Annotated in this window: 19 protein-coding genes and 1 tRNA gene; 14 read left to right on the top strand and 6 right to left on the bottom strand. The window is 64.8% G+C overall.

Annotated features, from left to right (window positions below; translation table 11 throughout):
• From IT430_09785 to IT430_09770, 4 genes are all read left to right on the top strand, one after another.
• On the top strand, window positions 1-610 hold a 610-nt coding region (locus IT430_09785), incomplete at its 5' end, for a hypothetical protein (protein ID MCC6908217.1).
• A 285-nt stretch (window positions 611-895) separates the two neighbouring features.
• Window positions 896-1,282 carry a hypothetical protein gene (locus IT430_09780; GenBank protein MCC6908216.1) on the top strand — a complete coding sequence of 129 codons (387 nt, stop codon included), beginning with the start codon at window positions 896-898 and terminating at the stop codon, window positions 1,280-1,282.
• A gap of 450 nt (window positions 1,283-1,732) precedes the next feature.
• A complete protein-coding gene (locus tag IT430_09775) occupies window positions 1,733-2,938 on the top strand; it encodes a hypothetical protein (GenBank protein MCC6908215.1) in 1,206 nt (401 codons plus the stop codon).
• Between the two features lie 200 nt (window positions 2,939-3,138).
• The gene (locus IT430_09770) at window positions 3,139-4,458 is read left to right on the top strand and encodes a hypothetical protein (protein ID MCC6908214.1); all 1,320 of its coding nucleotides are present in this window, start codon (window positions 3,139-3,141) and stop codon (window positions 4,456-4,458) included.
• A 175-nt stretch (window positions 4,459-4,633) separates the two neighbouring features.
• On the opposite strand, the gene IT430_09765 is transcribed toward IT430_09770, so the two are convergent.
• Window positions 4,634-8,365 (bottom strand): HEAT repeat domain-containing protein, encoded by a 3,732-nt coding sequence (locus IT430_09765; protein MCC6908213.1) that lies wholly within the window; start codon window positions 8,363-8,365, stop codon window positions 4,634-4,636.
• A gap of 150 nt (window positions 8,366-8,515) precedes the next feature.
• On the opposite strand from IT430_09765, the gene IT430_09760 reads away from it, so the two are divergent.
• The 5 genes from IT430_09760 (at window position 8,516) to IT430_09740 (ending at window position 12,885) form a co-directional block, all read left to right on the top strand.
• On the top strand, window positions 8,516-9,262 hold the full coding sequence (locus IT430_09760) for a hypothetical protein (protein ID MCC6908212.1): 747 nt from the start codon (window positions 8,516-8,518) through the stop codon (window positions 9,260-9,262).
• A 226-nt stretch (window positions 9,263-9,488) separates the two neighbouring features.
• A complete protein-coding gene (locus IT430_09755; GenBank protein ID MCC6908211.1) occupies window positions 9,489-9,893 on the top strand; it encodes a hypothetical protein in 405 nt (134 codons plus the stop codon).
• Window positions 9,890-11,221 (top strand): radical SAM protein, encoded by a 1,332-nt coding sequence (locus IT430_09750; protein ID MCC6908210.1) that lies wholly within the window; start codon window positions 9,890-9,892, stop codon window positions 11,219-11,221. The genes IT430_09755 and IT430_09750 overlap by 4 nt, the downstream gene beginning before the upstream one ends.
• Window positions 11,218-11,625: a hypothetical protein gene (locus IT430_09745; protein ID MCC6908209.1), complete on the top strand. Its 408-nt coding sequence runs from the start codon at window positions 11,218-11,220 to the stop codon at window positions 11,623-11,625. The genes IT430_09750 and IT430_09745 overlap by 4 nt, the downstream gene beginning before the upstream one ends.
• 270 nt (window positions 11,626-11,895) lie before the next feature.
• Entirely contained in the window at window positions 11,896-12,885 is a 990-nt protein-coding gene (locus IT430_09740) for a hypothetical protein (GenBank protein ID MCC6908208.1), read from the top strand.
• Window positions 12,886-12,906: 21 nt separating this feature from the next.
• Here the strand turns inward: IT430_09740 and IT430_09735 are convergent, their stop codons facing one another.
• Window positions 12,907-14,007 (bottom strand): Mrp/NBP35 family ATP-binding protein, encoded by a 1,101-nt coding sequence (locus IT430_09735; protein ID MCC6908207.1) that lies wholly within the window; start codon window positions 14,005-14,007, stop codon window positions 12,907-12,909.
• A gap of 154 nt (window positions 14,008-14,161) precedes the next feature.
• On the opposite strand from IT430_09735, the gene IT430_09730 reads away from it, so the two are divergent.
• The 4 genes from IT430_09730 to IT430_09715 all read left to right on the top strand — a co-directional run bounded on the left by IT430_09730 (window position 14,162) and on the right by IT430_09715 (window position 17,059).
• Window positions 14,162-15,589 carry a glucose-6-phosphate isomerase gene (locus IT430_09730; GenBank protein MCC6908206.1) on the top strand — a complete coding sequence of 476 codons (1,428 nt, stop codon included), beginning with the start codon at window positions 14,162-14,164 and terminating at the stop codon, window positions 15,587-15,589.
• A 53-nt stretch (window positions 15,590-15,642) separates the two neighbouring features.
• Window positions 15,643-16,197, top strand: a complete 555-nt coding sequence (locus IT430_09725; GenBank protein ID MCC6908205.1) for a lipid-binding SYLF domain-containing protein — start codon at window positions 15,643-15,645, stop codon at window positions 16,195-16,197.
• A gap of 92 nt (window positions 16,198-16,289) precedes the next feature.
• A complete protein-coding gene (gene crcB / locus IT430_09720; GenBank protein ID MCC6908204.1) occupies window positions 16,290-16,685 on the top strand; it encodes a fluoride efflux transporter CrcB in 396 nt (131 codons plus the stop codon).
• Entirely contained in the window at window positions 16,682-17,059 is a 378-nt protein-coding gene (locus IT430_09715) for a DUF190 domain-containing protein (protein ID MCC6908203.1), read from the top strand. Before crcB ends, IT430_09715 begins: the two co-directional genes overlap by 4 nt.
• Here the strand turns inward: IT430_09715 and IT430_09710 are convergent.
• The 3 genes from IT430_09710 to IT430_09700 form a co-directional block, all read right to left on the bottom strand.
• Window positions 17,026-17,598 carry an NADH-quinone oxidoreductase subunit B gene (locus IT430_09710; GenBank protein ID MCC6908202.1) on the bottom strand — a complete coding sequence of 191 codons (573 nt, stop codon included), beginning with the start codon at window positions 17,596-17,598 and terminating at the stop codon, window positions 17,026-17,028. The genes IT430_09715 and IT430_09710 overlap by 34 nt on opposite strands.
• A 35-nt stretch (window positions 17,599-17,633) precedes the next feature.
• A complete protein-coding gene (locus IT430_09705) occupies window positions 17,634-17,828 on the bottom strand; it encodes a hypothetical protein (GenBank protein MCC6908201.1) in 195 nt (64 codons plus the stop codon).
• 110 nt (window positions 17,829-17,938) lie between these two features.
• Window positions 17,939-18,012: transfer RNA gene (locus IT430_09700), tRNA-Val, on the bottom strand.
• 209 nt (window positions 18,013-18,221) lie between these two features.
• Between IT430_09700 and IT430_09695 the strand changes: the two genes are divergently transcribed.
• The gene (locus IT430_09695; GenBank protein ID MCC6908200.1) at window positions 18,222-19,664 is read left to right on the top strand and encodes a choice-of-anchor B family protein; all 1,443 of its coding nucleotides are present in this window, start codon (window positions 18,222-18,224) and stop codon (window positions 19,662-19,664) included.
• On the opposite strand, the gene IT430_09690 is transcribed toward IT430_09695, so the two are convergent.
• A complete protein-coding gene (locus tag IT430_09690) occupies window positions 19,658-21,685 on the bottom strand; it encodes a UbiD family decarboxylase (GenBank protein ID MCC6908199.1) in 2,028 nt (675 codons plus the stop codon). The two genes, IT430_09695 and IT430_09690, sit on opposite strands and share 7 nt — an antisense overlap.
• Between the last annotated feature and the right edge of the window lie 22 nt (window positions 21,686-21,707).

The following is a 21,707-nucleotide window of genomic DNA, read 5'->3' as shown; positions in this document are numbered from 1 at the left end:
GAACATCGACACGGACACCTACCAGACCGTCACCATCCCCGGTGGCGCGAACGTGACCGGTCGCTTCTTCATCGGTGCGTGGATCCAGCACGGCCCCGGCCAGTACGTCGCCCCGATGGACCAGAACTCGGGCAACATCATCGCCAACCGCGCCTACGTCTTCGGCAACTACAACGGCTACGGCGGATCGTTCAACCCGAACAACCCCGGCGACACGCTCAACAACATCATCTATGAGATGACGAGCATCGGCCTGCCGACCAACTTCTGCGTCCGCGCATCCAGCGGCGGCGGCGGCGGCTATAGCCTCACGGTCAGCGGCACCTGCCCCGGCACCGTCAACGTCGCCTGGGCCGGCGCTCAGCCCAACAAGCAGCAGGGCATCGCGTTCGCCGCCAACACCGGCAGCTACACGATCCCCGGCGGCCCCTGCCAGGGCACGCAGCTCGGCCTCGGCACTCAGCAGCTCCGCCTCGTCAACACGGTTCCCACCGGCAACGGTTCGGGCAACGTGAACGGCAACGCGAGCAGCGGCGCCTGCGGCGGCTACCTCCAGCTGGTCACCATTTCCAGCCCCTGCGAAACCAGCAACGTGGATCAGATCCCGTAATCCGGTTTCCCGGATCGCTTGAAATCGATCTCTCCTGAGATCACCCGCCTCACCCCCGTAAGGGGGTGAGGTTCTTTTTCTGTCCACTTTGAATGATCAATCTGCTCGGCGCTTTGCACTTGATTGCCCAGATCGACCTTCTCCTGCGAGTGTTATGGTGCAGCCGGATGTTCTCGCGCTTCGGAGCGCTCATCACCACACGCCGGTCTCCTGCGTTGTGCAGGATCGCGGCCAGTTCCCATCTCCCGGCGCATCACCACCTCGGATTCGAGGAAGGAGTTGAACATGAAATACTCTTGGATCATCGCCGCCGCACTGCTTTTGCTGGGTCGCTCTGCGCTTGCCCAGTGCAACGACTACCAACTGTCGATCACCGGCGTGTGTCCGGGAACGGTAACCGTGTTCTGGGGCGGCGCTCCGCCGGCCAGCACCCAGGCGCTGATCATCGGCAACACACTCGGCTCGTTCACCATCCCGCCTGGCGCGTGCTTTGGCACCGTCATCTGCATCCAGGGTTCGGTCGGCATGGTGGGTACGCCGTTCTCAACCGGTACAGCCGGCGTCGGATCGATCAGCGGTGCCGCATCGGCCGGCGCCTGCGGCCGCTACCTTATCGCCGTAACCAACTTCGGCTCGCCGTGCCAGGTGAGCAATCCCGTGCAGATTCCATAGCGCAGCGGCAGCGCCGACACAACGCATCCAACTCGCCCAGCGGCCCTGACCTTCGCACGGGAGTCAGGGCCGCTGAGCTGCGCTGCGAGCGGGCCACGGCATCAGCTATCGGCAGACCTGACTGTCGAGCAGAATCTCAGCAATTCCATCCATATCTCCTCAAATGCGCTTGCACCGACCCACAGGATCGGGTAGGTTGTATTCAGCCTTTGCTGCCAACTTCGCTGCGCCGGCTGGAAAGCCGGCTCAGCATTTGTCCGGTGATGAGTCTCGACGAACTCGGAGAGCATCATGTGCATTCGAACTTGCATCGCACCTGTTGCAGCGTTACTCCTGAGCACGGCCGGCGCGCTTGCGCAGCCTGTCTGGCCGCCACCGTACGCGATGATTGAACTTGAAGCGCCGCCCCGGCTTGGAGTTGTTCCAAGGGGCGTCAACCAGTTCGCGACAATGGCAGGAACGCTGAATGGCAATCCCAACATCTCATTCGTCTGGCATAATGGCGTCGGCCGATTTCTTGACGCCATCAACCCCGCCTACACCGCCGATGCCAATGACATTAATGACTCGGGGTGGGTCGTCGGAATGAGCGGCGACTTCGCCGGCAACTTCGTGCCCACACTCTGGATTGACGGCGAGCCGATGTCACTCGGGACGCTCGGCGGCGCCGACGGTGAGGCCGAAGCGATCAACAATCTGGGCCATGTTGTCGGGCGAGCCGCTAATGAGAATCAGCCAGTGCCAGGGCGCGCCTTTCGATGGGCAGACGGCAAGATGATTGACCTGGGGACACTTGGAGGCGGCGTTGCTGTCGCCTGGGGCGTCAACAACCTCGGCCAGATCGTCGGCCATACATTCTCCGATGATCCAAACATCATCGGGCAGCGAGGATTCCTCTGGGAAAACGGCCAGATGATCGACATCGGCACACTGCCGGGCGGAATAGAGTGCCAGGCCTTTGATATCAATGATCTCGAACAAATCGTCGGCCATTGTAGGGATGCCGATCGCAATGACATCGCGTTTCTCTGGGAGAACGGTGAGATGCGATCCATCCACAACTTCGAGCTCGGACGGGCGAGTTGGGCAGAGCGCATCAACAACCGCAGCGAAGTCGTCGGCTTCGTCCTTCAGATGGGTTACGCGCACGCCTTCATCTGGAACGAAACCGACGGCATGCGCCTGCTCGAAGACCTCGTCCCGCCCAAACACGGCCTGAAGATCCGCATCGGCCGCGACATCAACGACCACGGCCAGATCGCGCTTGAAGCCTACCGCGGCCCGAATCAGCAGGGCATCTTCGTCGGCGCTCTCGTCACGCCGGTTCACCCGACCATGACGCTTGCCGACCCGGCGCCAGGCATCGCCGGCCAGCCCAACACCCTGACGCTGACCGACGTGACGCCCGGCGCGACGGTGCGATTCTACTACAGCCTGCGCGGCGGCGGCGAACTCATCCCCGGGTGCGCCAGCCGAATCAACGCCCTGCAACTCGCCAACCCCAACCTCGTCGGCGCCGCCACCGCCGACGCCAACGGCGTGGCGTCATTCACCCGCCCCGTCCCCCTTATCGCCCGCGGCCAGACCATCCTCTTCCAAGCCGTGGTTCAGAACGAGTGCACGATCAGCCAGTTGGTGGAGCATGAGTTTGAGTAGGAACATACCCGTGCCGCAGGAGAGAAGGCCATGACGAACAATCGTACCAGTCCCGTTTTCCGCCCCCTTGGAACCCGCACCAGAATACGTGCCCTGACACGCCGTGCCCGCCGTGTGAAGAGTGATCAAGAACTGCAGTGCGGCGCGTCCTGTTGAGGACGCGCCGCATCTGCTTGATGAAATGAAGAAGGACTGGTGCCATGAATCGACTCATTATGATGGGAGTCATTACGCTTTGTAATGCTTCCACGGCATTTGCTCAGGACTACTGCTACGCCCAGTTCGAGATCGAAACGCTGGGTGGTGAGAACAGTGTCGCGCTCTCCGTGAATGAATCTGGGCTCGTAGCAGGATGGGCGCAGAACTCACTGCAGTACCTACATGCAATTACTTGGTCCAATGGCGACCTGCGCGACCTTGATCCGCAATGCAACACGTGTGATTCAGTTGCCGAAGGCGTGAATGTGGAAGGTGCTGCAGCAGGCACCGCCGGCGTTCGCGCCGTATTGTGGCTGAGTGATGGTTCTCTGGTAGATCTCGGTACGCTCGGTGGGAGGTTCTCAGCGGCGCTCGATCTCAATCGGTCGCAACAAGTAGTTGGGGAGGCCAACTACGACCCGGAGAACTTCTTCAACCACCCGTTCCTCTGGGAGAACGGCAACATGATCGACCTCGGCACCTTCGGCGGCGAGAAGGGTGAAGCCTCAGCAATCAACAACCGCGGCCAGGTCGTCGGCACGGCGTGGCCACCTGATGGAAGGACCAAGCCGTTCCTCTGGGAGAACGGCCAACTCATCCAACTCGACGTCCTCGGCGGCGAAAAAGGGTGGTCGCTCGACATCAACGACGATGAACTCATCGTCGGGAATTCATATGTGCCCGGCCCGATCTCGCATGCCGTCAAGTGGGTGAACCGGCAACTCGTCGACATCCACGATGACTCAGTGGCCCAATGGAGCAGCGCCAATGGCGTCAATAGCAATGGCGTGATCATCGGCAATATGAACCCGCGCGGCACGCAGCAGACCACGGGATTCATTATCATCGATGACCACATGGTCGATCTGAACACACTGGCCCCGCCGCGCCGGCTGCGCCAACTGGAGCGAGTGAATGGACTCAATGACGCAGGCGTCATCGTCGGCGAGACGCGCGGCGACCCCGTGCGCGGCGCGATCCTCTCGCCGGTCACGCCGACATTGAGTCTCGCAGCGCCCGTTCCGGGTCGAGCCGGCCGCAGCAACGTGCTCACGGCCACCGGCGTCACCCCCGACGCGCGGGTCCACTTCGTCTACGGCACCTACGGCGGCGGGACCATCATCCCCGGCTGTAGCATTCAGGAAAACGCGCTGCAGATTCGCAACCCAACCATCGTCGGCACCGCCATCGCCGACGCCAATGGCGTGGCCACCATCACCCGCCATGTCCCAATCATCGCGCGCGGCCAGACCATCCTCTTCCAGGCCGTGGTCCAGAACGAGTGCGCCATCAGTCAGCTGGTGGTGCATGAGTTTGAGTGACCCTTCGACTCGCAAAGCCTCGCTCAGGGCGGCGAAGCGCCGGGCACTAGGCAGTAGGGAAGGCATCAAGGCACCAAGGCAGCGAGGGGAGAGCACTCCGTCAAGCTCTCCTGTTCACCTTTCTCCTCTCAACTCTCTCGCGCTTCGCCGCGGCCTCTCTCGGCGCTGCGCCGCGTTACTTCAGTGTGCTGAGGTACTCGATGAGGTCGCGGATCTGGCGGCGGGTGAGGTGGGGGCTTGCCGGGATCATCGCTGAGGGCGCATCGAATCCTTCGGCGAGCATTGCGTTCGGGTCGAGCAACGACTGAAGCAGTTGCGCGCGCGTGAGGCGTGAGGCGACGCCGGCGAGATCGGGTCCGGCTTCGCCGCCCTGGCCGTTGATCGCGTGGCAGCGCATGCACGACACGGCGGAACTACCCGTGAACACTTCACGGCCGGCGTCGGCGCTGCCGCCCTGCAGCAGCGCCTGCGCCACCGGGCCCGAGAGATCGACATCGGGCGGCGCTGCGATGTCGTCGAACCGATGTGCTGCGAGTTGCGGCGATTGGCTCGCGGCCGCGGCTTCGATGACTTCCAGTTGCAGTTCGGCGGGCAAAGTGCCCGACTGCAGCCGCTTGGCAAGCTCCGCGAGCGCTTCGACGGCGTCTGGATGATCCATGGCCGCCAGGCCGCGAATCGCCGCCTGCTGCTCGACGATGCTCGCTTGACCAATTGCTTCGATGAAGGCGATGCGGGCGCGATCGGGGTCGATGCGGGCGATCACATCGCGGGCCATGGCGCGGAGCGCCGGTCGGTCGGAGGCAAGCGCTGCCGCGAGCGCGGCATCGAACTTCTCATCGCGATCGCGGCTGAGTTGAAGCAGGGCCTGGCCGCGATCGACATCGGGCAGCGACGGGTTGAGCACGGCGTTGAGATTGGCCGTGTTGTCAAGCTGGACGCCGTATTGCCCGGCGAGCGCGCGGGCGGCGCTGGCGACGGGCGGGGCCGCGTGCTCGATGAGGCCGGGCAACTTGCGCTCGAGCACGGGCACGATCGACGCGGGGTCGCGCAGCGCCTGATCGACCGGGCGATAGAACCCGTTCACGCGATCGCGCGGCGAGGGGTCCATCCAGTCGGCCAGGGCGCGCATGGCTTCGAGGCGCATCGACATGGGCGCTTCGGGGTTGCGCGCCAGGTCGGCAAGGACGGCGGCGTGGCGCGCCTGGCCGAGGCGAAGGTTGGCGTTGATGGCGCGGCGCAGCAGGGCCTCGTTGCCCTGCGCCTGCGCGCCGGCGCCGATGGGTCGCTCGACGGAGCCGTCGGGGAGAATCCAGCCGACTGCGACGTGATCTTCGCCGCCGCCTTCGCGATGGCGCACCTCGATGGCGTAGCGCTGGCCGGCGACGAGCTGGACGGCCTGCGAGTTCTGCGAGGCCATGGCGTCCCATTGATCGCGCCCGACCCAGCCGTCGATGAAGGCGATGCGCCGGAGATGAGCCGGGCTGTCATCGGTGCTGAGGTAGAGGATCGAATCATCATCGCTGGCGATCTGGAAGCGGTAGTTGCCGGTCTGCGGGGCGATGATCGTGCCGGTGATGCGGGTGACGAAGTCGTCGGCGATGCTTTCGCGCCCGGCGAGGATGTCGGTTTCGTCCATTTCGTCCGGCTCGACTCCCGAGAAGTCGGCGGCGGTGAGTTGATCCATCGGCTTCCCAGCCGCGGCGCTGAGGAGGCGCGAAGAAGCGCTGCGATACCACGCGCGCGTGAATCGGTGCGGGGAGCGCTCCGCTTCGCTCAGATCGAGCATTTCGGCGGAGGCGGGTTTGAGCAGGCTCGCCAGCGCCGGCGTGGCGGCGTCGATGGGCAGGTCATTGATGGCGCGGGCGGCTTCGGTCACCAGCGATTCATCCCGGTCGGCGAGGAAGTCGGCGATGCGCGGGTCGCGGGCGCGGCGGAGCACGAGCAGAGCCGCGAGACGCACGGCGGGCGACTCGTCGGCTACGTAGTTCATCACGGCGTCGAGGTCATCCATCCAGTACAGCGCCATGACGCCCGCGTGGCGGAGGTACACATCGCGGTTGTCATTGGTCCAGACCAGCGTGATGAGATCATCGATGGCAGGCTTGTATTGCAGTTGTCCGAGCGCCATGGCGGCGAAGAACTTCACGCGCGGCGAATCGTCGAGCAGCGCGTTGCGCAGCGATTCGCCGGCGGGGGTGAACCTGACATCTCCGATGACCTTTCCCACCTGTGCGCGGACTTCAGCATCGGAATCGTCGAGCAAGTCCGCGATGCGCGCGACCGGGTAGTTTGGGTCGCTCTGCGCCAGGTCACAGCGCCGGGCGATGATGCCCAGGCCCCAGATGGCGTGCAGGCGGGCGAGTTGATGGCTGCTCTGATGCGCGATGTCGCAGAGTCGAAGCGCTGAAGACAAGCCGCGGTCGGCCAGGGCGAACTGAGCCCGAAGGCGCACGCGCATGTCGGGGTGCTCGAGCAGCGCGGCGAGTTGCTCGTCGCTGCGCTGTTTGAAGCCCTCCTGAAAGAGGCGCTGCACCTCGGCCACGCGCGGGTCTGCTCGCGTGTGCGGATTCCAGACGGTGTAGATGCGGCCTTCACCGTTGCCGACCCAGCCGGCGCCCCAGTCGCTGATGTACATCTTGCCGTCGTACCCGAAGTCGACATCGGTGGCGAGCACGTGCGAAACGAACGTGTGCTGATCAATCATCCGAAAGCCGGCGCCGTCGGGCTCGACGCCAAAGGAGACGATCTGGCTGCTGTCGTTGCCGCCTCGGAAGTCGCCCAGGAAGAAGTGCCCGTCGTAGCGCTGCGGCAGGCCGACGCCGGGGTAGTAGACGAACCCGGAAGGGCCGCTCGTGACGTGCGCGACGGGCGGGAGCGTCCATGCGGGCTGGCCCTCGTGGCGCATTTCCCAGATGCCTTCCTGATTCCAGGGTCCGCGCAGGTTGTCGCCTTCGAGGGTCTGGTAGTTCATGCTCCAGCCGGTCTCGCCGCCGGGCACGATGTAGACGAGGCGCGCGCGGTCGCCGGCGTCAGAGTTGTTGTCGCCGGTGAAGAGGTTGCCGTATTGATCGAACGCGAGTTCCTGTGGGTTGCGCAGGCTGTGGTGGACGACTTCGAGATCGGTGCCGTCGGGTTCGCAACGGAAGACGGCGCCGGCGTCGGGGCTGTGCAGCACGCGGCCGTCGGGCAGGGTGATGTGATAGCCGCGATCGCCGATGGACCAGTAGAGCCGGCCGTCGGGTCCCCAGGTGAGGCCGTGCATGTCGTGGCCGCGCAGCGCGATGCGCACGCCAAAGCCGGTGTGCAGCGCGACCTTGAAATCGGCCTTGAAGTCGCCGTCGCGGTCCTGAAGCAGCCAGAGATTCGGGATGTTGGTGAGGTAGACGTCGCCGTCGCGGGCGATGAGTCCGGCGGCGGTGCCGTCGAGAGGGTTGTTGAATCCATCGGCGAAGATGTGCGATGCATCAGCGCGCCCGTCGCCGGTCATGTCCACGAGCATGCGCACGCGGTCTTCGTGGTCGGTGTAGTGTGCCATGCCGTTGGGCCGTTTGAAGGCCCACTTCTCGTACATGCGCAGTCGGTCCTGCACGGTCTGGCTGCTGATGTCATCCATGAGCCAGTAAGGCTGCGCGCGATTGTCTTCCACGCCGAGTTCCTGGCGAAACGATTCGGCGACGAAGACGCGGCCCTGCTCGTCGATGCAGAAGGCGACAGGGTCCATGACGAGCGGCTCGGCGGCCCAGAGGGCGGACTCATAGCCGTCGGGAATGGCCATGGCGCGCAGCGCGCGGAGCGGGGCGGGCGCGTCGTCGGCGGGGTCCTGGGCGAGAAGCGGCGCGGCGCAGCCGAGGGCAATCTGTATCGTCAGCATCACCAGGGGTCTGAACAGCAGGGGCTTGCACATCATGGCCGCATTGTAAACAGCCCGCGAGCGAAGACGTCCCGGCGGGTGGACGGCCCGAGCGGACTGCGGGGCCTAAACTGGGCCGAAACCGGGCCGTTGCCACGCCGGACCTGGAGCGAGTTGTCTGATCCTTTCTATCTCCGGAGACTTCCCATGTTCGGACGTGTGGCTGTCCTGTCGTACGGCGTCGTCGCCTATCTCGTGTTCTTCTTCACGTTTCTCTATGCCATCGGCTTTGTCGGCAACTGGGTCGTGCCCAAGACCATCGACTCAGGCGAGGCGGGGCCGCTGGCGACGTCTTTGATCATCAACGCGCTGCTGCTGAGCGTGTTCGTGGTGCAGCACACGGTGATGGCCCGGCCGCGATTCAAGAAGTGGGTGACGCAGTTCATCCCCGCGGCGATCGAGCGCAGCACGTTTGTGCTGCTGGCGAGCGCTTCACTCATTCTCGTCTTCGCATTCTGGCAGCCGGCGCCCGGTGTGATCTACGACGTGAGCGCGACGTGGGCGAAGTGGCCGCTGGTTCTGCTTTCGCTGGCCGGCTGGGCGATGGTGCTGCTCTCGTCGTTTGTCATCAGCCACTTCGATCTCTTCGGGCTGCGGCAGGTGTACCTGCACTGGCGGCAGGCCGATTACCACCACCTGCCGTTCAACATTCGCGGCATCTACAAACTGGTGCGCCACCCGCTGATGGTCGGGTTTCTCATTGCCTTCTGGGCCACGCCGAAGATGACCGTCGGCCACCTGTTCTTCGCGGTGATGACGACGATCTACATCTTCATCGGCGTGTGGTTCGAGGAGCGCGACCTCGTGACGTACTTCGGCGAGAAGTATCTGTCCTATCGCCGCGAGGTTCGCGGGTTCATTCCGATTCGTCGAGACACGACGATGCGTGATTGACGGCGCGAGCAAAGGGAATTCCAGGTATTAGTGGTCGCGCCTCGTCCAGATCCGATGCGGGTGACCTCCCTGAGCGCGCTGAGGCAACCACCGCGATTTCTGAGACCGGCGCCGGAGAATGAGAAACTCATGCCGTGTGGGGGCGTCTGGCGGGGCACTTGGCCGCCAACGGATGCCGCGCGGCTGTGCCGGCGCTTCGGCCCGAGTACACCCATCTCGAGCATCGATGCACGAGCCCAACCTGATCTTCGCCTGGCTCTGGATTCTCACCGGCCTGGTTGCCGGCGCGATTCAGGGGATCGGCTTCCACCGCGACGACTGGATGGGCGGCTACGACTCCTGGAGACGGCGCCTGACGCGCCTGGGACACATCGCGTTTTTAGGCACCGCGATGATCAACCTTGCATTTGCTTTTACGGTGGAACTGTTTGAAGTCGCTGGACCGGCGCTCTTCTGGGTGAGCCGACTGCTCATCATCGGCGCGATCTCGATGCCGATCGTCTGCTATCTCGCCGCTTGGCGAAAGCCGCTGCGAAACTTGTTTGCGATGCCGGTTGGCCTGCTCATCGGTGGAGTGGCGCTGTTCGCGTACGCGATCCTGAACTCCACGCTCTCTGGAGCGGCGTCATGAAGATTGGACTCATCGCGATGAGCGGTGTCCGGGCGTGTGATGAGGAACTGCTGCGCCTCGGACTGACGCTGCCGGGGTTCGTCGAGCGAAGCAGGACGATCGCTTCGCTCCCGAGCCTGGGCCTGCTCACGCTGGCCGCGATGACGCCGCGCGAGCACGAAGTCGCCTACCGCGAAGTCGACGATGTGCGGTCGCTCGGTGCGGACCTCGAGCCGTTCGACCTCGTGGCGATCTCGACGTTCACGGCGCAGATTGAAGAGGCGTATGGCCTGGCCGACCGGTACCGCGCGATGGGCGTTCCCGTTGTGATGGGCGGCCTGCACGTGACCACCCTGCCGGACGAGGCTGCGCCGCACTGCGACGCCGTGATCGTCGGCGAAGGCGAGGTGTGCTGGCCGCGGGTCGTGGCCGACGCCGCGACCAGGCGACTTCAGCCGCTCTACCGCAGTGCGCCGCTGGAGTTTGACTTCGCCGATGCGCCGATTCCGGTGTTCGAACTGCTCAACCTGGACCGCTACAACCGCCTGACCGTGCAGACGTCGCGCGGCTGCCCGCTGCGCTGCTCGTTCTGCGCCAGTTCGATTCTCCTCACGCCGCGCTACAAGCAGAAGCCCGTCGAGAAGGTGCTCGCCGAGATCGATCGCATCCGCGAGCTGTGGCCGCGCCCCTTCATCGAGTTCGCCGATGACAACAGTTTCATCAACCGGGCATACTGGAAGAGGCTGCTGCCTCAGCTCGCCAAGCGGCGCGTGCGTTGGTTCACCGAGTCGGACATCCGCATCGGCGAGGACGATGAACTGCTCGATCTCATGCGCCGCGCCGGGTGCGCCGAAGTCCTCATCGGCCTCGAGAGCCCCGTCGAGGAAGGGCTCAGGGGCCTGGAACTGCGGACCGACTGGAAGCACAAGCGGTGGCCGCGCTACGAGCAGGCGGTGCGCAACATCCAGGGCCACGGCATCCGCGTCAACGGCTGCTTCATCGTCGGCCTCGACGGGCATACGCCCGCGGTCTTCGATTCGATCTATCGCTTCGCCGAGTGCGTCGAGCTTTTTGACGTGCAGGTCACGCTGCCCACGCCCTTTCCCGGCACGGCACTCTACCAGCAGCTCCAGCGCGAGGGCCGGCTCTTCGAGGAGAAGCCCTGGCGGAAATGCACGCTTTTTGATCTGACCTTCGAGCCCAGGCCGATGAGCGCATCAGAACTCAGGAGCGGCTTTCATCACCTCGCCACCCGGTTGTACAGCGACGAGTTCACACACCAGCGCCGGGCCGGCTTCCGGCGGCAGTACCGCCAGGCCGCCCGGCTGCGATCAAGGAGAGCGTCATGAAGAACGTCATGGTCGTTCGCGGGTTGCTCGCTTTGATGGGAGTTTACGACGGCGTGCTGGGGATCGCATTCCTGTTCGCCGGGCCCAAGCTGTTCGACGCGCTCGAAGTCACGCCGCCCAATCACTGGGGTTATGTCCAGTTCGGCGCCGCGCTGCTGATCATCTTCGCCTTGATGTTCTTCGCCCTGGCGAGGAGGCCCATCGCCAATCGCAACCTGCTGCCGTACTGCTTCCTGCTCAAGATCGCCTACTGCGGCGTGGTGTTCTACCACTGGTTCCTCGGCGACGGTCTGCCGGGCATCTGGAAGCCGTTTGCGATCGCCGACATCGTCATGGCGGCCATCCTCGCGTGGATGTACATGACCGTGCGCGGCCCCGCCCGCCACGCCGCCGGCGGAGCCTGAATAGTGCGAGCATCCACACTGCCTCGCTACCTGCTCGGCTCGCGCGCAGCGATCGCTGAGATTGCGCAATCGCCATGGTCGATTCTGTACGGTGTAGTATTCGTGCTCTCGGCAGGGCTGGCCCGGGAATACGACGGACACGACCTCGTGCACGAACCGTGGCATCTGCTGCGCCCCTTCGCGGCGTCGCTGCTGGCGGGGACCCTGCTGTTTCTGCTCGTCCACGTCATAGCGTCGATTCGCGTCAGCGCGGAAGAACGATGCTGGCCGGTGCCGGCGCAGGCGTGGCGGGTGTTCTTGTCGTTGTTCTGGATGACAGCGCCGCTCGCGTGGATGTATGCGATTCCCTACGAGCGGTTCCTTACCCCGGTCGGAGCCGTTGAGGCGAACCTCTGGACTCTGGCCGTCGTCGCGGCCTGGCGCGTCGTGCTGATCACGCGCGTCATCAGTGTTCTCTATCATGTCAATCCGATCGCGACGTTTTTCATCGTCATGGTCTTTGCCGATGCCGTTGCCTTCACGGCGATGCAGATCGCTGCAGTGCCGGTTATCGACTTGATGGGCGGGATTCGGTACACGGCAGAAGAGAGACTGATTGCGGATGCGGCGTTCCAGGTAACCATCCTGTCCGTCTACAGCGCGCCGGTGTGGATTGTCGGGGGGCTTTGCAGCATTGCGTTCTTCAGGCCGCAGTGGCTCGGAAATTCCGACTTTGAGGCTCCGAGACACCACTCCGGCCTGGCGATCACGGCGTTGTCGAGTCTGCTCATTCTCATTGGCGCGTGCGCTCTGACTCAGCCGGAACAGGTGCGCAAGCGCGAGGCCGAGCGATTGCTTCGCGACGGTCGAGTCACGGATGCCCTCGAGTCGATGTCGAGGTTCCGCCGCGACGACTTCCCGCTGCATTGGGATCCTCTCCCTCGACTGGGGCGGCGCGGTGATGGGACGCCTGACCTCGAGGCAGTGCTTCAGGCAATGCAGCAGCAGTGGCCGGCAGAGTGGGTCGCGCGGATCTATCTCGACAAGATGCACCAGGCCATGCTGCAGGCGGTGCATCCGTGGTCACACCAGGCAGGGTGGACCGAAGTCGTACCTGAAGATCGAGGGAACTTGGATGCTTATGTCTTGGATCAGATCGCCGCTCGCCGAGAAATGATCGTGTTTCTGCGGGAGCACGATTCCACTCTCAGCACTGAAGAGCGCAACGCTATTGACTTTCTGCTCGGGGGAGCGGCTGAGCATTTGGAAAGCGATCGCTAGGCCGGCTGATGCAGGCGTGCATCACGAGATGCTCAGCGTCGGCTGGGCGACCACGTTGCGCATCGTGGCCATGGAGACCTGCGCGGCGAGGTTCTGCACGATGCGGTTGAGTGAGTCGGCCAGCGGGCCGACCTGTTCGAAGTTGGCGGTGGGATTGCCGCTGTCGCCGTTGGCGCGCAGCTCGGTGGTGATGGGAATGCCGCCGAGGAAGGGCAGGTTCATTTCCTGCGCCATCACTTCCGCGCCGCCGCGACCGAAGATGTCGTACTCCGTGCCGTGCTCGCAGACAAAGTAACTCATGTTCTCGACCACGCCGAGGATGTGCACGCCGAGCTGCTGGAACATGCGCACGGCGCGGCGGGCGTCATCCTGGGCCACGCGCTGAGGCGTGCAGACGATGACGGCGCCGGTGAGCGCGAGCATCTGCGCGAGGGTGAGGGGCACATCGCCGGTGCCCGGCGGCAGGTCGATGATGAGGTAGTCGAGTTCGCCCCACTCGGTCTGGGTGGCGAGCTGGCGGAAGGCGCCGTGGGCCATGGGCCCGCGCCAGATGAGCGGCTTCTCTGGCTCGACGAGCACGCCGATGGTCATCGCCACGATGCCGTGCGCCTGGAACGGCTGGATCATGTTGCCGCGGGCTTTGACCTCGTTGGCGCGCAAGCCGAGCATGGTGGGCATGGACGGGCCGTAGATATCGCCGTCGAGCAGGCCGACTCGGGCGCCGAAGCGAGCGAGGCCCACCGCCAGATTCACCGCGACGGTAGACTTGCCCACGCCGCCCTTGCCGGCGCCGACGGCGATGATGTTGCGCACGTTGGGTAGCGGGTTTTCCTTGCCGGCCACGCGCTCCTGCGGGCTGCGCACGTCGGCGGTGAAATCGATGTCGATGCGGCTGATGCGCTCGGCCTTGCTCGCCGCCTTGGCGTGCACGGCCTTTTCGATGTCGGCGCGGATCTTGTCCTTGAGCGGGCAGGCGGGGGTGGTCAGTTCGACGGTGATGTCCACCGCGCCGCCGTCCACGGCTACGTTCTTGACCATGTTGAGCGTGACCAGGTCCTTGTGCAGGTCCGGGTCGTTGACGGTCCGCAGGGCGGCGATGACATCGTCTTTGGTCAGCGGCATGAAACCTTACTCCATAAGCGCGTGGCAGGGGCTGGATGGTAGGGGAGAGCGCGCGGAGTTGCCGTGATCGGCGGCAAAACCGGGGAGGAGTCGGAGATCGGCCGCGGGGTCCTGGCCGCGCATGAAGCACCATGAAGCGAGGCTACCCTTTCCCATGACCCAGCAACTTCACATCAACTACGCCAACTGTTTCGCGGATCGCATCGGCGCCGGCCACGGCATCCTGGCAGGCGATCTCAAAGCTGCGGCATCTCGCATGGCGGACTTGACCGATCGCCTGGCCGAGATGGACAAGGCGGGGGAGACGCGCTGGCGCGGCCTGTGCCATGATCCGTTGCGCAAGGAGCATCTCGCCGCGGTGAACCACGTCGTCGCGCAGACGAATGCCCACTTCGAGGCGAATTCGAAGGGCAAACGGTGCAAGCACCTCATCGCGCTGGGCATCGGGGGCTCGGCGCTGGGCAACATCGCGCTGCAGGCGGCGCTCAAGGAGCACGTGCACAACCTCACGCCGTGCTCGCATCGCACCGGGCCGCGGCTGTACGTCCTCGACAACGTCGATCCGTACTTCGTGGGCGACCTGATGCGGCATCTCGAGATCAAGGACCCGGGCCTGACACACACCGCCGTGAACGTGATCTCGAAGTCCGGCGAGACCGCTGAGACGGCGGCGCAGTTCATGATCTTTCGCGACTGGCTCAAGTCGCACCTCGGCGAGGCGTACCGACGGCACATCGTGGCGATCACGGACCCGAGCCGGGGCACGATGCGATCAATCGTCGATGACGAGGGCTACGCAACGCTGCCGGTGCCCGACGGGGTCGGGGGGCGGTTCAGCGTGCTTTCACCCGTGGGGCTGTTCAGTGCGGCGATGTGCGGCATCGACGTTGATGCGCTGCTCGCCGGCGCCGCGGCCATGGACCTGCGCTGTCGCCTGCGCGAGATCGAGAGCAATCCTGCCGCGGCGCTGGCGTGGCTGCTCATGGAGTTCGCCCGGCGCGGCAAGGGCAACCACGTGCTCATGCCGTACTGCAACGCGCTCTACTGCCTCGCCGACTGGTACCGGCAGTTGTGGGCTGAGAGCCTGGGCAAGCGCGTCGATCTGCAGGGCCGGGAAGTCTTCGCGGGGGCCACGCCCATCAAAGCGCTCGGCACGACCGACCAGCACTCGCAGGTGCAGTTGTACCGCGAAGGCCCGAATGACAAAGTCATCGGTTTCGTGGAGGTGCAGCAGTGGGAGCGCGACGTGACGATTCCGCGCAGTCTCAACGTCGATGCGATTGCGTACCTGCAGGGGCACACGCTGGGCGAACTGATCGCGGCCGAGAAGCGCGCGACGGAGTACGCGCTGGTGGAGAGCGAGCGGCCCAACTTCACGATCACCATGCCGCGTCTGAGCGCGCACCACGTGGGCGAGTTCATCCAGTTATGGGAAGTCATTACGGCGTATGCCGGGCTGCTTCTGAACATCAACGCCTACGACCAGCCGGCAGTGGAGACGGGCAAGGTGGCCACGTTCGGCCTGATGGGGCGGCAGGGCTACGAGCAGTGGAAGGAAAAAGTCGAATCGAAACTGCGCTGAGCAGCCGATACGACCGTTCAGGTTGTTGTGGAACCCAGTGAAAGGACGTAACTATGGCTGGCGTGACGACCCGGATGCTGGTGCTGATTGCTTTGGCCGTGGGAATCTGGTCGGCTTCCGCCTGTTCGACCGCTCCCAAGACGGTCGAAGGGCGCACCAGTATCCGTGCAGAGGCGGATCTGACCCTTTCACGCGCGCGGCGCAATGATCCGTCGCTTGGAGAACTGCTCGATCAGAGCGCCGGCTACGCGGTGTTCCCGACGGTCGGCAAGGGCGCCATCGGCGTCGGCGGGGCCTACGGGCAGGGGGTGCTGTACGAGGACGGCGTACAGGTCGGGTACTGCGATCTCAGCCAGGGTTCGATCGGCTTCCAGCTCGGAGGTCAGTCGTACTCCGAAGTGATCGTCTTCGAATCGAGCGAAGCGGTTGAGACGTTCAAGCGAGGCAACTTCCGCTTCGACGCCCAGGCGACCGCAGTCGGTGTGACCTCGGGTTCCGGCGCGAACGCAGAGTTTGCGCACGGCGTCGCGGTGTTCACCTTCGGCGAGTCGGGACTCATGTACGAGGCGTCGATCGGCGGACAGAACTTCAGCTACGAGCCGCTCTAGCGGCCCGAGACCTTCTTGAGCCTGCCGGCTGAGGGCCGTGAGCCGGCAGACATCGCTTTGCGAGTTCACGAGTGTCGCCAGAGCGGAGTCGCATGGCCTTTAACGCATTTCTGGTGTTTCTGGCATCGGGGCTTGGTGGGCTGTTGCGATACGCCCTCTCCGGCGTTGTGCACGCGTGGTGGGGGCCGACGTTTCCCGTCGGCACCTTGACGGTGAATGTGATTGGCTGCTTCATCATGGGCTTCCTCGCCACGGCGCTGACCGGCCCCATCTTGGTGCGCGACGAATACAAAGTAGCCATCCTCATCGGACTGCTCGGCGGCTTCACGACGTTCTCAAGCTTCGGCGGCGAAACCATGGCGCTGGTCAGCAGGGGCCAGTGGACGCTGGCGGGGCTCAACGTGCTGTTGAGCAACGTGCTGGGCCTCGCGGCTGTCTGGGCCGGCGCAGCGCTCTCCATCAGACTCTACGGAACGGGGGCATCATGACTGCGTCGCTCAGGCACGGGGTATTCGCGAACCCCGAACCGGCTCAACGCCTCACGGTCTATATCGGCGAGAGCGACCGGTGGCGCGGCAAGCCGCTGTACGAAGCCATCGTGCTTAAAGCGCGCGAGCTGCACCTGGCTGGCGCCACGGTGCTGCGCGGGCCGATGGGCTTCGGCGCCCACAGCCGCATCCACACCGCCAAGATCCTCCGCCTCTCCGAAGACCTGCCGATCGTCATCGAGATCGTGGACACCGCCGCGAAGATCGCGGAATTGCGCCCGGACCTCAACGAGATGGTCGGCGGCGGCCTGGTAACGCTTGAGGATGTGAAGGTGCTGATCTATAGCCCGCCGACGGTCAGCGGCACGGGCTGACGGCGCGGCTGGTAGTTGGGCTCGATGGCCAGGCGCAGCGGCACGCGTTTGCCGTCCGGCCCGCGCGGCGGGATGCCGTCGCGATCGATGATGCGCTGGATCGCCATGACGCCTTCGATAAGCATCTCCGGTCTTGGCGGGCAGCCGGGCACGTAGACATCCACGGGGATGAACTGGTCAATGCCCTGCACGACGGCGTACGTGTCGAACACGCCGCCCGTCGAAGCGCACGCGCCCATCGAAATGACCCACTTGGGTTCGGTGATCTGCATGTAGATGCGCTGCAGCACGGGGAGCATCTTGATGGCGACGCGGCCGGCGACGATGAGCAGGTCCGACTGGCGCGGGCTGAAGCGCATGACTTCGGCGCCGAAGCGGGCCAGGTCGTAGCGACTGGATGCAGTGGCCATGAGTTCGATGCCGCAGCACGCGGTGGCGAAGGGCAGGGGCCACACGCTCGAGCGCCGGCCCCAGTTGATCACTTCGCGCAGACGCGTCGTGAGGAAGCTGTCCTGAGGCAGTGCGGCTTCGATTCCCATGGCATCTACTCCGTGCGCGGGCCGGTTCGTGTCGCTCAGTGCTCGCCCCAGACCCGCTTGCTCAGCGGGTCGCTGCCGGCGCGCTGCTCGGCGTCCGGGTAGGCGCTGCTTGCGCCGATGCCCTCGCGGCTGACCACGTGCGTCTCGCAGCCGACGGCCGCCATGACAGCGGCAAGGACGAGTCCACCGATCGCCAGCCGACGCCAAGATGGTCCAGTTGACTTGTTCATTCGCGACTCTCCGAAGCGGTTGACTCACTCAGCCGACGGCAGTGCACAATCCTAGCGCGGCGGCCGGGGCCGATCGCAAGGCGCACCCTCCCCTGCAGCCGAGGAGGGAATGGGCGCTACTGGACTCGAACCAGTGACCCCTGCTGTGTAAAAGCAGTGCTCTAGCCAACTGAGCTAAGCGCCCCTCGCGACCGGCACGACCAGCATCGTAGTCTGGAGTATTTTGGCTCACCAGCCGGAGATCGGAATGATTCGCGCTGTTTCCGGGTTTACCCATTGACAACAGCGGCCCACAGAGGTTACGCTGTGCGCGGTGCGGCGGGTCAGGTTCGCCACGCGGGTGGATCGTCCGCCGCATCAGTCTTTCCTGGAGGTCCGTGCGAAATGAACTGCATGAATGTTGTGGCGCGCCGGCGGCTCGTCGGCTTTGCTTCCCTGGCGGTGCTGGCTGCTTCGACCGCCTCGTTTGCCCAGTATGACGCGCACAAGGTGCGCCTGATGAGCCAACTGACGCCACAGCAGATGGGCGGCTCGGGCGGCAACGACTGCTGGGGCTACACCAGCCCGTCGGGCCGCGAGTACGGCATCATCGGCACCTATACCAGCACCGCATTCGTCGAGGTCACCGATCCGGTCAATCCCGTCGTGGTGCACACTGAGCCCCACAGCCAGAGCACGACCGAAGACATGAAGATCTACGGCCACTACGCGTACTGCATCGGCGACTACTTCAACCTCCAGGTGTTCGATCTGAGCCAGATCGACAGCGGCGTGGTGACAAAGGTCAACGAGCGCCCTTACCGCAGCCACAACTTCGCGCTCAACGAAGAGAGCGGCTTCGCGTACATGACGGCGTCGAGCGAAGGCAGCGGCATCGTGGCGCTGGACCTGAGCAACCCGACCTCGCCGACCGTGGCCGGTTCGACCAACCCCACCGGCGGACACGTGCACGACGCCCAAGTCGTCACCTACCACGACGGTCCCTATGCGGGCAAGGAAATCGCCTTCTGCCCGAGCGGCTACTGGCGCTTTGACATCATCGACGTGACCGATAAATCCAACATGGTGCTGCTCGGCTCGGATGTGTACCCCGGCCTGAACTACTGCCACCAGGGCTGGCTCAGCGCCGACCGCCGCTACTTCTATCTCAACGATGAACTCGATGAACTCAACGGCTACACGCCCACCACGCGCACGCTTGTCTACGACGTGTCGGACCTGAGCAACCCGACGCTTGTTTCCGAGTTCACCTCCGGCATGACCGCGACGGACCACAACCTGTTCGTGAAGGACGGCTTCATCTACGAAGCGAACTACTCCAGCGGCTTCCAGCTGTTCGATGCGCGCAGCGATCCGGAGAACCCCGTCCGCGTCGGCTGGTTTGACACCTATCCCGAGAACAACGCGCCCGGCTACGCCCACGGCGCGTGGACGGCCTGGCCGTTCTTCGACTCGGGCACGGTGATCGTCAACGACCGCGATCGCGGGCTGTTCATTGTCGATGTTTCCGAGGCGATCGGGGCGCGGATGGGTCTGGCGAGCACGGCGCTTACCGCCGGGCAGAGCGCGACGCTTTCGGTGCAGCGAGCCACGCCGGGCGGGCGCGTGCATTTCATCTACAGTCTTGTCGGCGGCGATACGTGGACGCGCGTCAACGCGCTGAACGTCTACCTCAACCTCGCCAGCCCGGTGCTCATCGGCAGCGCGACCGCGGACGGCAACGGCGATGCATCGCTCACGCGAAATCTTCCGCCCAACACTTCCGGCATCACGCTGTGGCTCCAGGCGGCCGAGAACGGCAACACCTCAAACGTGCTGCAGGAGACGATTCAGTAACGGTCCAGGCCGTACTCTGACCACCGGTGCGTGACGCGCTGCCTGATTTCCTCGCTCATCTCGAGGATCGGCGGGTAGTCGCGCACGCGGTGGCCATTGATGATCGTTCCGGCTTTCTTGGCGGTGGCGTCGAAGGCAATGCGCGGCCCGCGGCGGATCATGTCGCGCCCCGGGTCGCAGTTGGCGCACCAGCGGAAGAGCACGCCGTCGATGTCGCGCGGGTCAATGTCATCGACGAGGATGATCCAGTCGGGGGCGCCTGGGCTGGGGTCTTGAAGCCCTGCTTCGAGCTCGGTGCGGTGGTCGGTGGCGCCAGGCTCTTCCAATCGGGCCAGCAGGCAGCGGCCCAGGCCGAACTCCGGCAAGCAGCCGGCGACGCCGCCGCCGCTGATCTCAAGGGAACTGGCGAGGGTTTCTCTTTGCCGAGGTCGGGAGATGGGGATGCCGTTGACTTCCTCGCCCGCGATCTTGCGCGTCGCGTCGATGCCGAGTTTGTGTCCGGCGCCCAGGCGCGGCGCTGCGTGGTCGAGAATGTCCAGCGGGCCGTTGACGAGTTCGAGGTCGCGCTCAAAGTCGCAATTGCGGAATATCGCCGCGAGTACTTCATCGCGCTTGTGCACGTTGACATCGTCATCGACGACGATGATGAACTTGGTCCACGCCATCTGCCCCGCGCCCCACACGGCGTGCATGACCCGCCGCGCCTGCAGCGGATACTCCTTGCGGATCTGGATGAAGGCGCAGTTGTGAAACGCGCCGAACATCGGCAGGTCGTAGTCGATGATGTCGGGAATGAGCGTGCGCAACAGCGGCAGCATGAGCCGCTCGGTCGCCTTGCCGAGGTAGTAATCTTCCTGCGGCGGCAGGCCGACGATCGTGCTCGGGTAGACCGGGTTTCGCCGATGCGTGATGGCTGAAACCTCGACGATCGGATAGCGGTCGGGCAGCGAGTAGTAGCCGGTGTGGTCGCCGAACGGCCCTTCGAATGCAGCGCCGGGCCCGAGCGGTTCGTCAGTTGCACGCGGGTCGAAGCCGATGCCGCCGGCCTGCGTCGAGACCCAGCCTTCGATGATGATCTCGGCGTTGGCGGGAACGTGCAGCGGAATGGTGCGGCACTTGACCAGCGGGATGCCGCGCCGATTGAGGAAGCCCGCCATGAGAAGTTCGCTCACGCCCGGCGGCAGTGGACACGTCGCGGCATACGGCAGCACGCTCTCGCCGCCAAACGCGATCGCAATGGGCATCGGTTGCCCCAGGCGCTTCCACGAGCGCCAGTGGCGCGCGCCGTCGTGGTGCATGTGCCAGTGCATGATGAGCCGCGTGCGGTCGATCAGTTGCGCGCGATACATGCCGATGTTGCGGCTGGGCGGCCGGGCCTTGCCGGCGTCGTCGGCGTGGATCGTGTACATGCCCGCGAAGGTGATGAACCGGCCCTGGCCCACGCTCATGTCGGGCTGGCCGGCCGGCGTCGGGTAGCCGACCGCGGCCAGATCGCCGTCGAGCGGCCAGCATTTGTTGATCGGCAGTTCGAGCAGATTCACGCTGCTGCCGGTCTTGACGACCTGCTGGCAGGCGCCCGCGCGGACCAGCCGAGGTGGCGTGCGCAGCAGCGGAGCGAATTCGAGCGCCTTGCGCAGCAGCGCGCCCAACCCGGCCGGGGGCTCGGGCCGGGTGAGCGACGCGATGCGATCGGCGATGGCCTCGAAGCCGCCGGGCGTGTGGCCCTGGTCGTGACAGCCCAGCGCCATTTCCATGCGGTGGTAACTGCCGAAGAGGTTGATGGCGACGGGAATGTCTGACTCGGCGCCTTGGATGTTTTCAAAGAGCAGCGCCGGGCCGCCGAGCGATGCGTGATCCGGATCGACGATCTGCCCCGTCAGGCCGCGCGTCGGCGCCGTCGCCTTGCTCACGCGGTCGGCGATCTCGCTGATCTCGAGCAGAGGCGAGACGGGCGCTTTGATGCGCACGAGTTCGCCGGCCCGGTCAAGCGCATCGATGAACTCACCCAGCGATCGGTACATGGTGAGACAGGATAGGGAGGCG

The sequence above is a fragment of the Phycisphaerales bacterium genome (assembly GCA_020852515.1).
GTDB lineage: Bacteria > Planctomycetota > Phycisphaerae > Phycisphaerales > UBA5793 > UBA5793.
The sequence above is the reverse complement of the archived record's forward strand: the minus strand, read 5'-3'. Positions and strand labels throughout refer to the sequence as shown.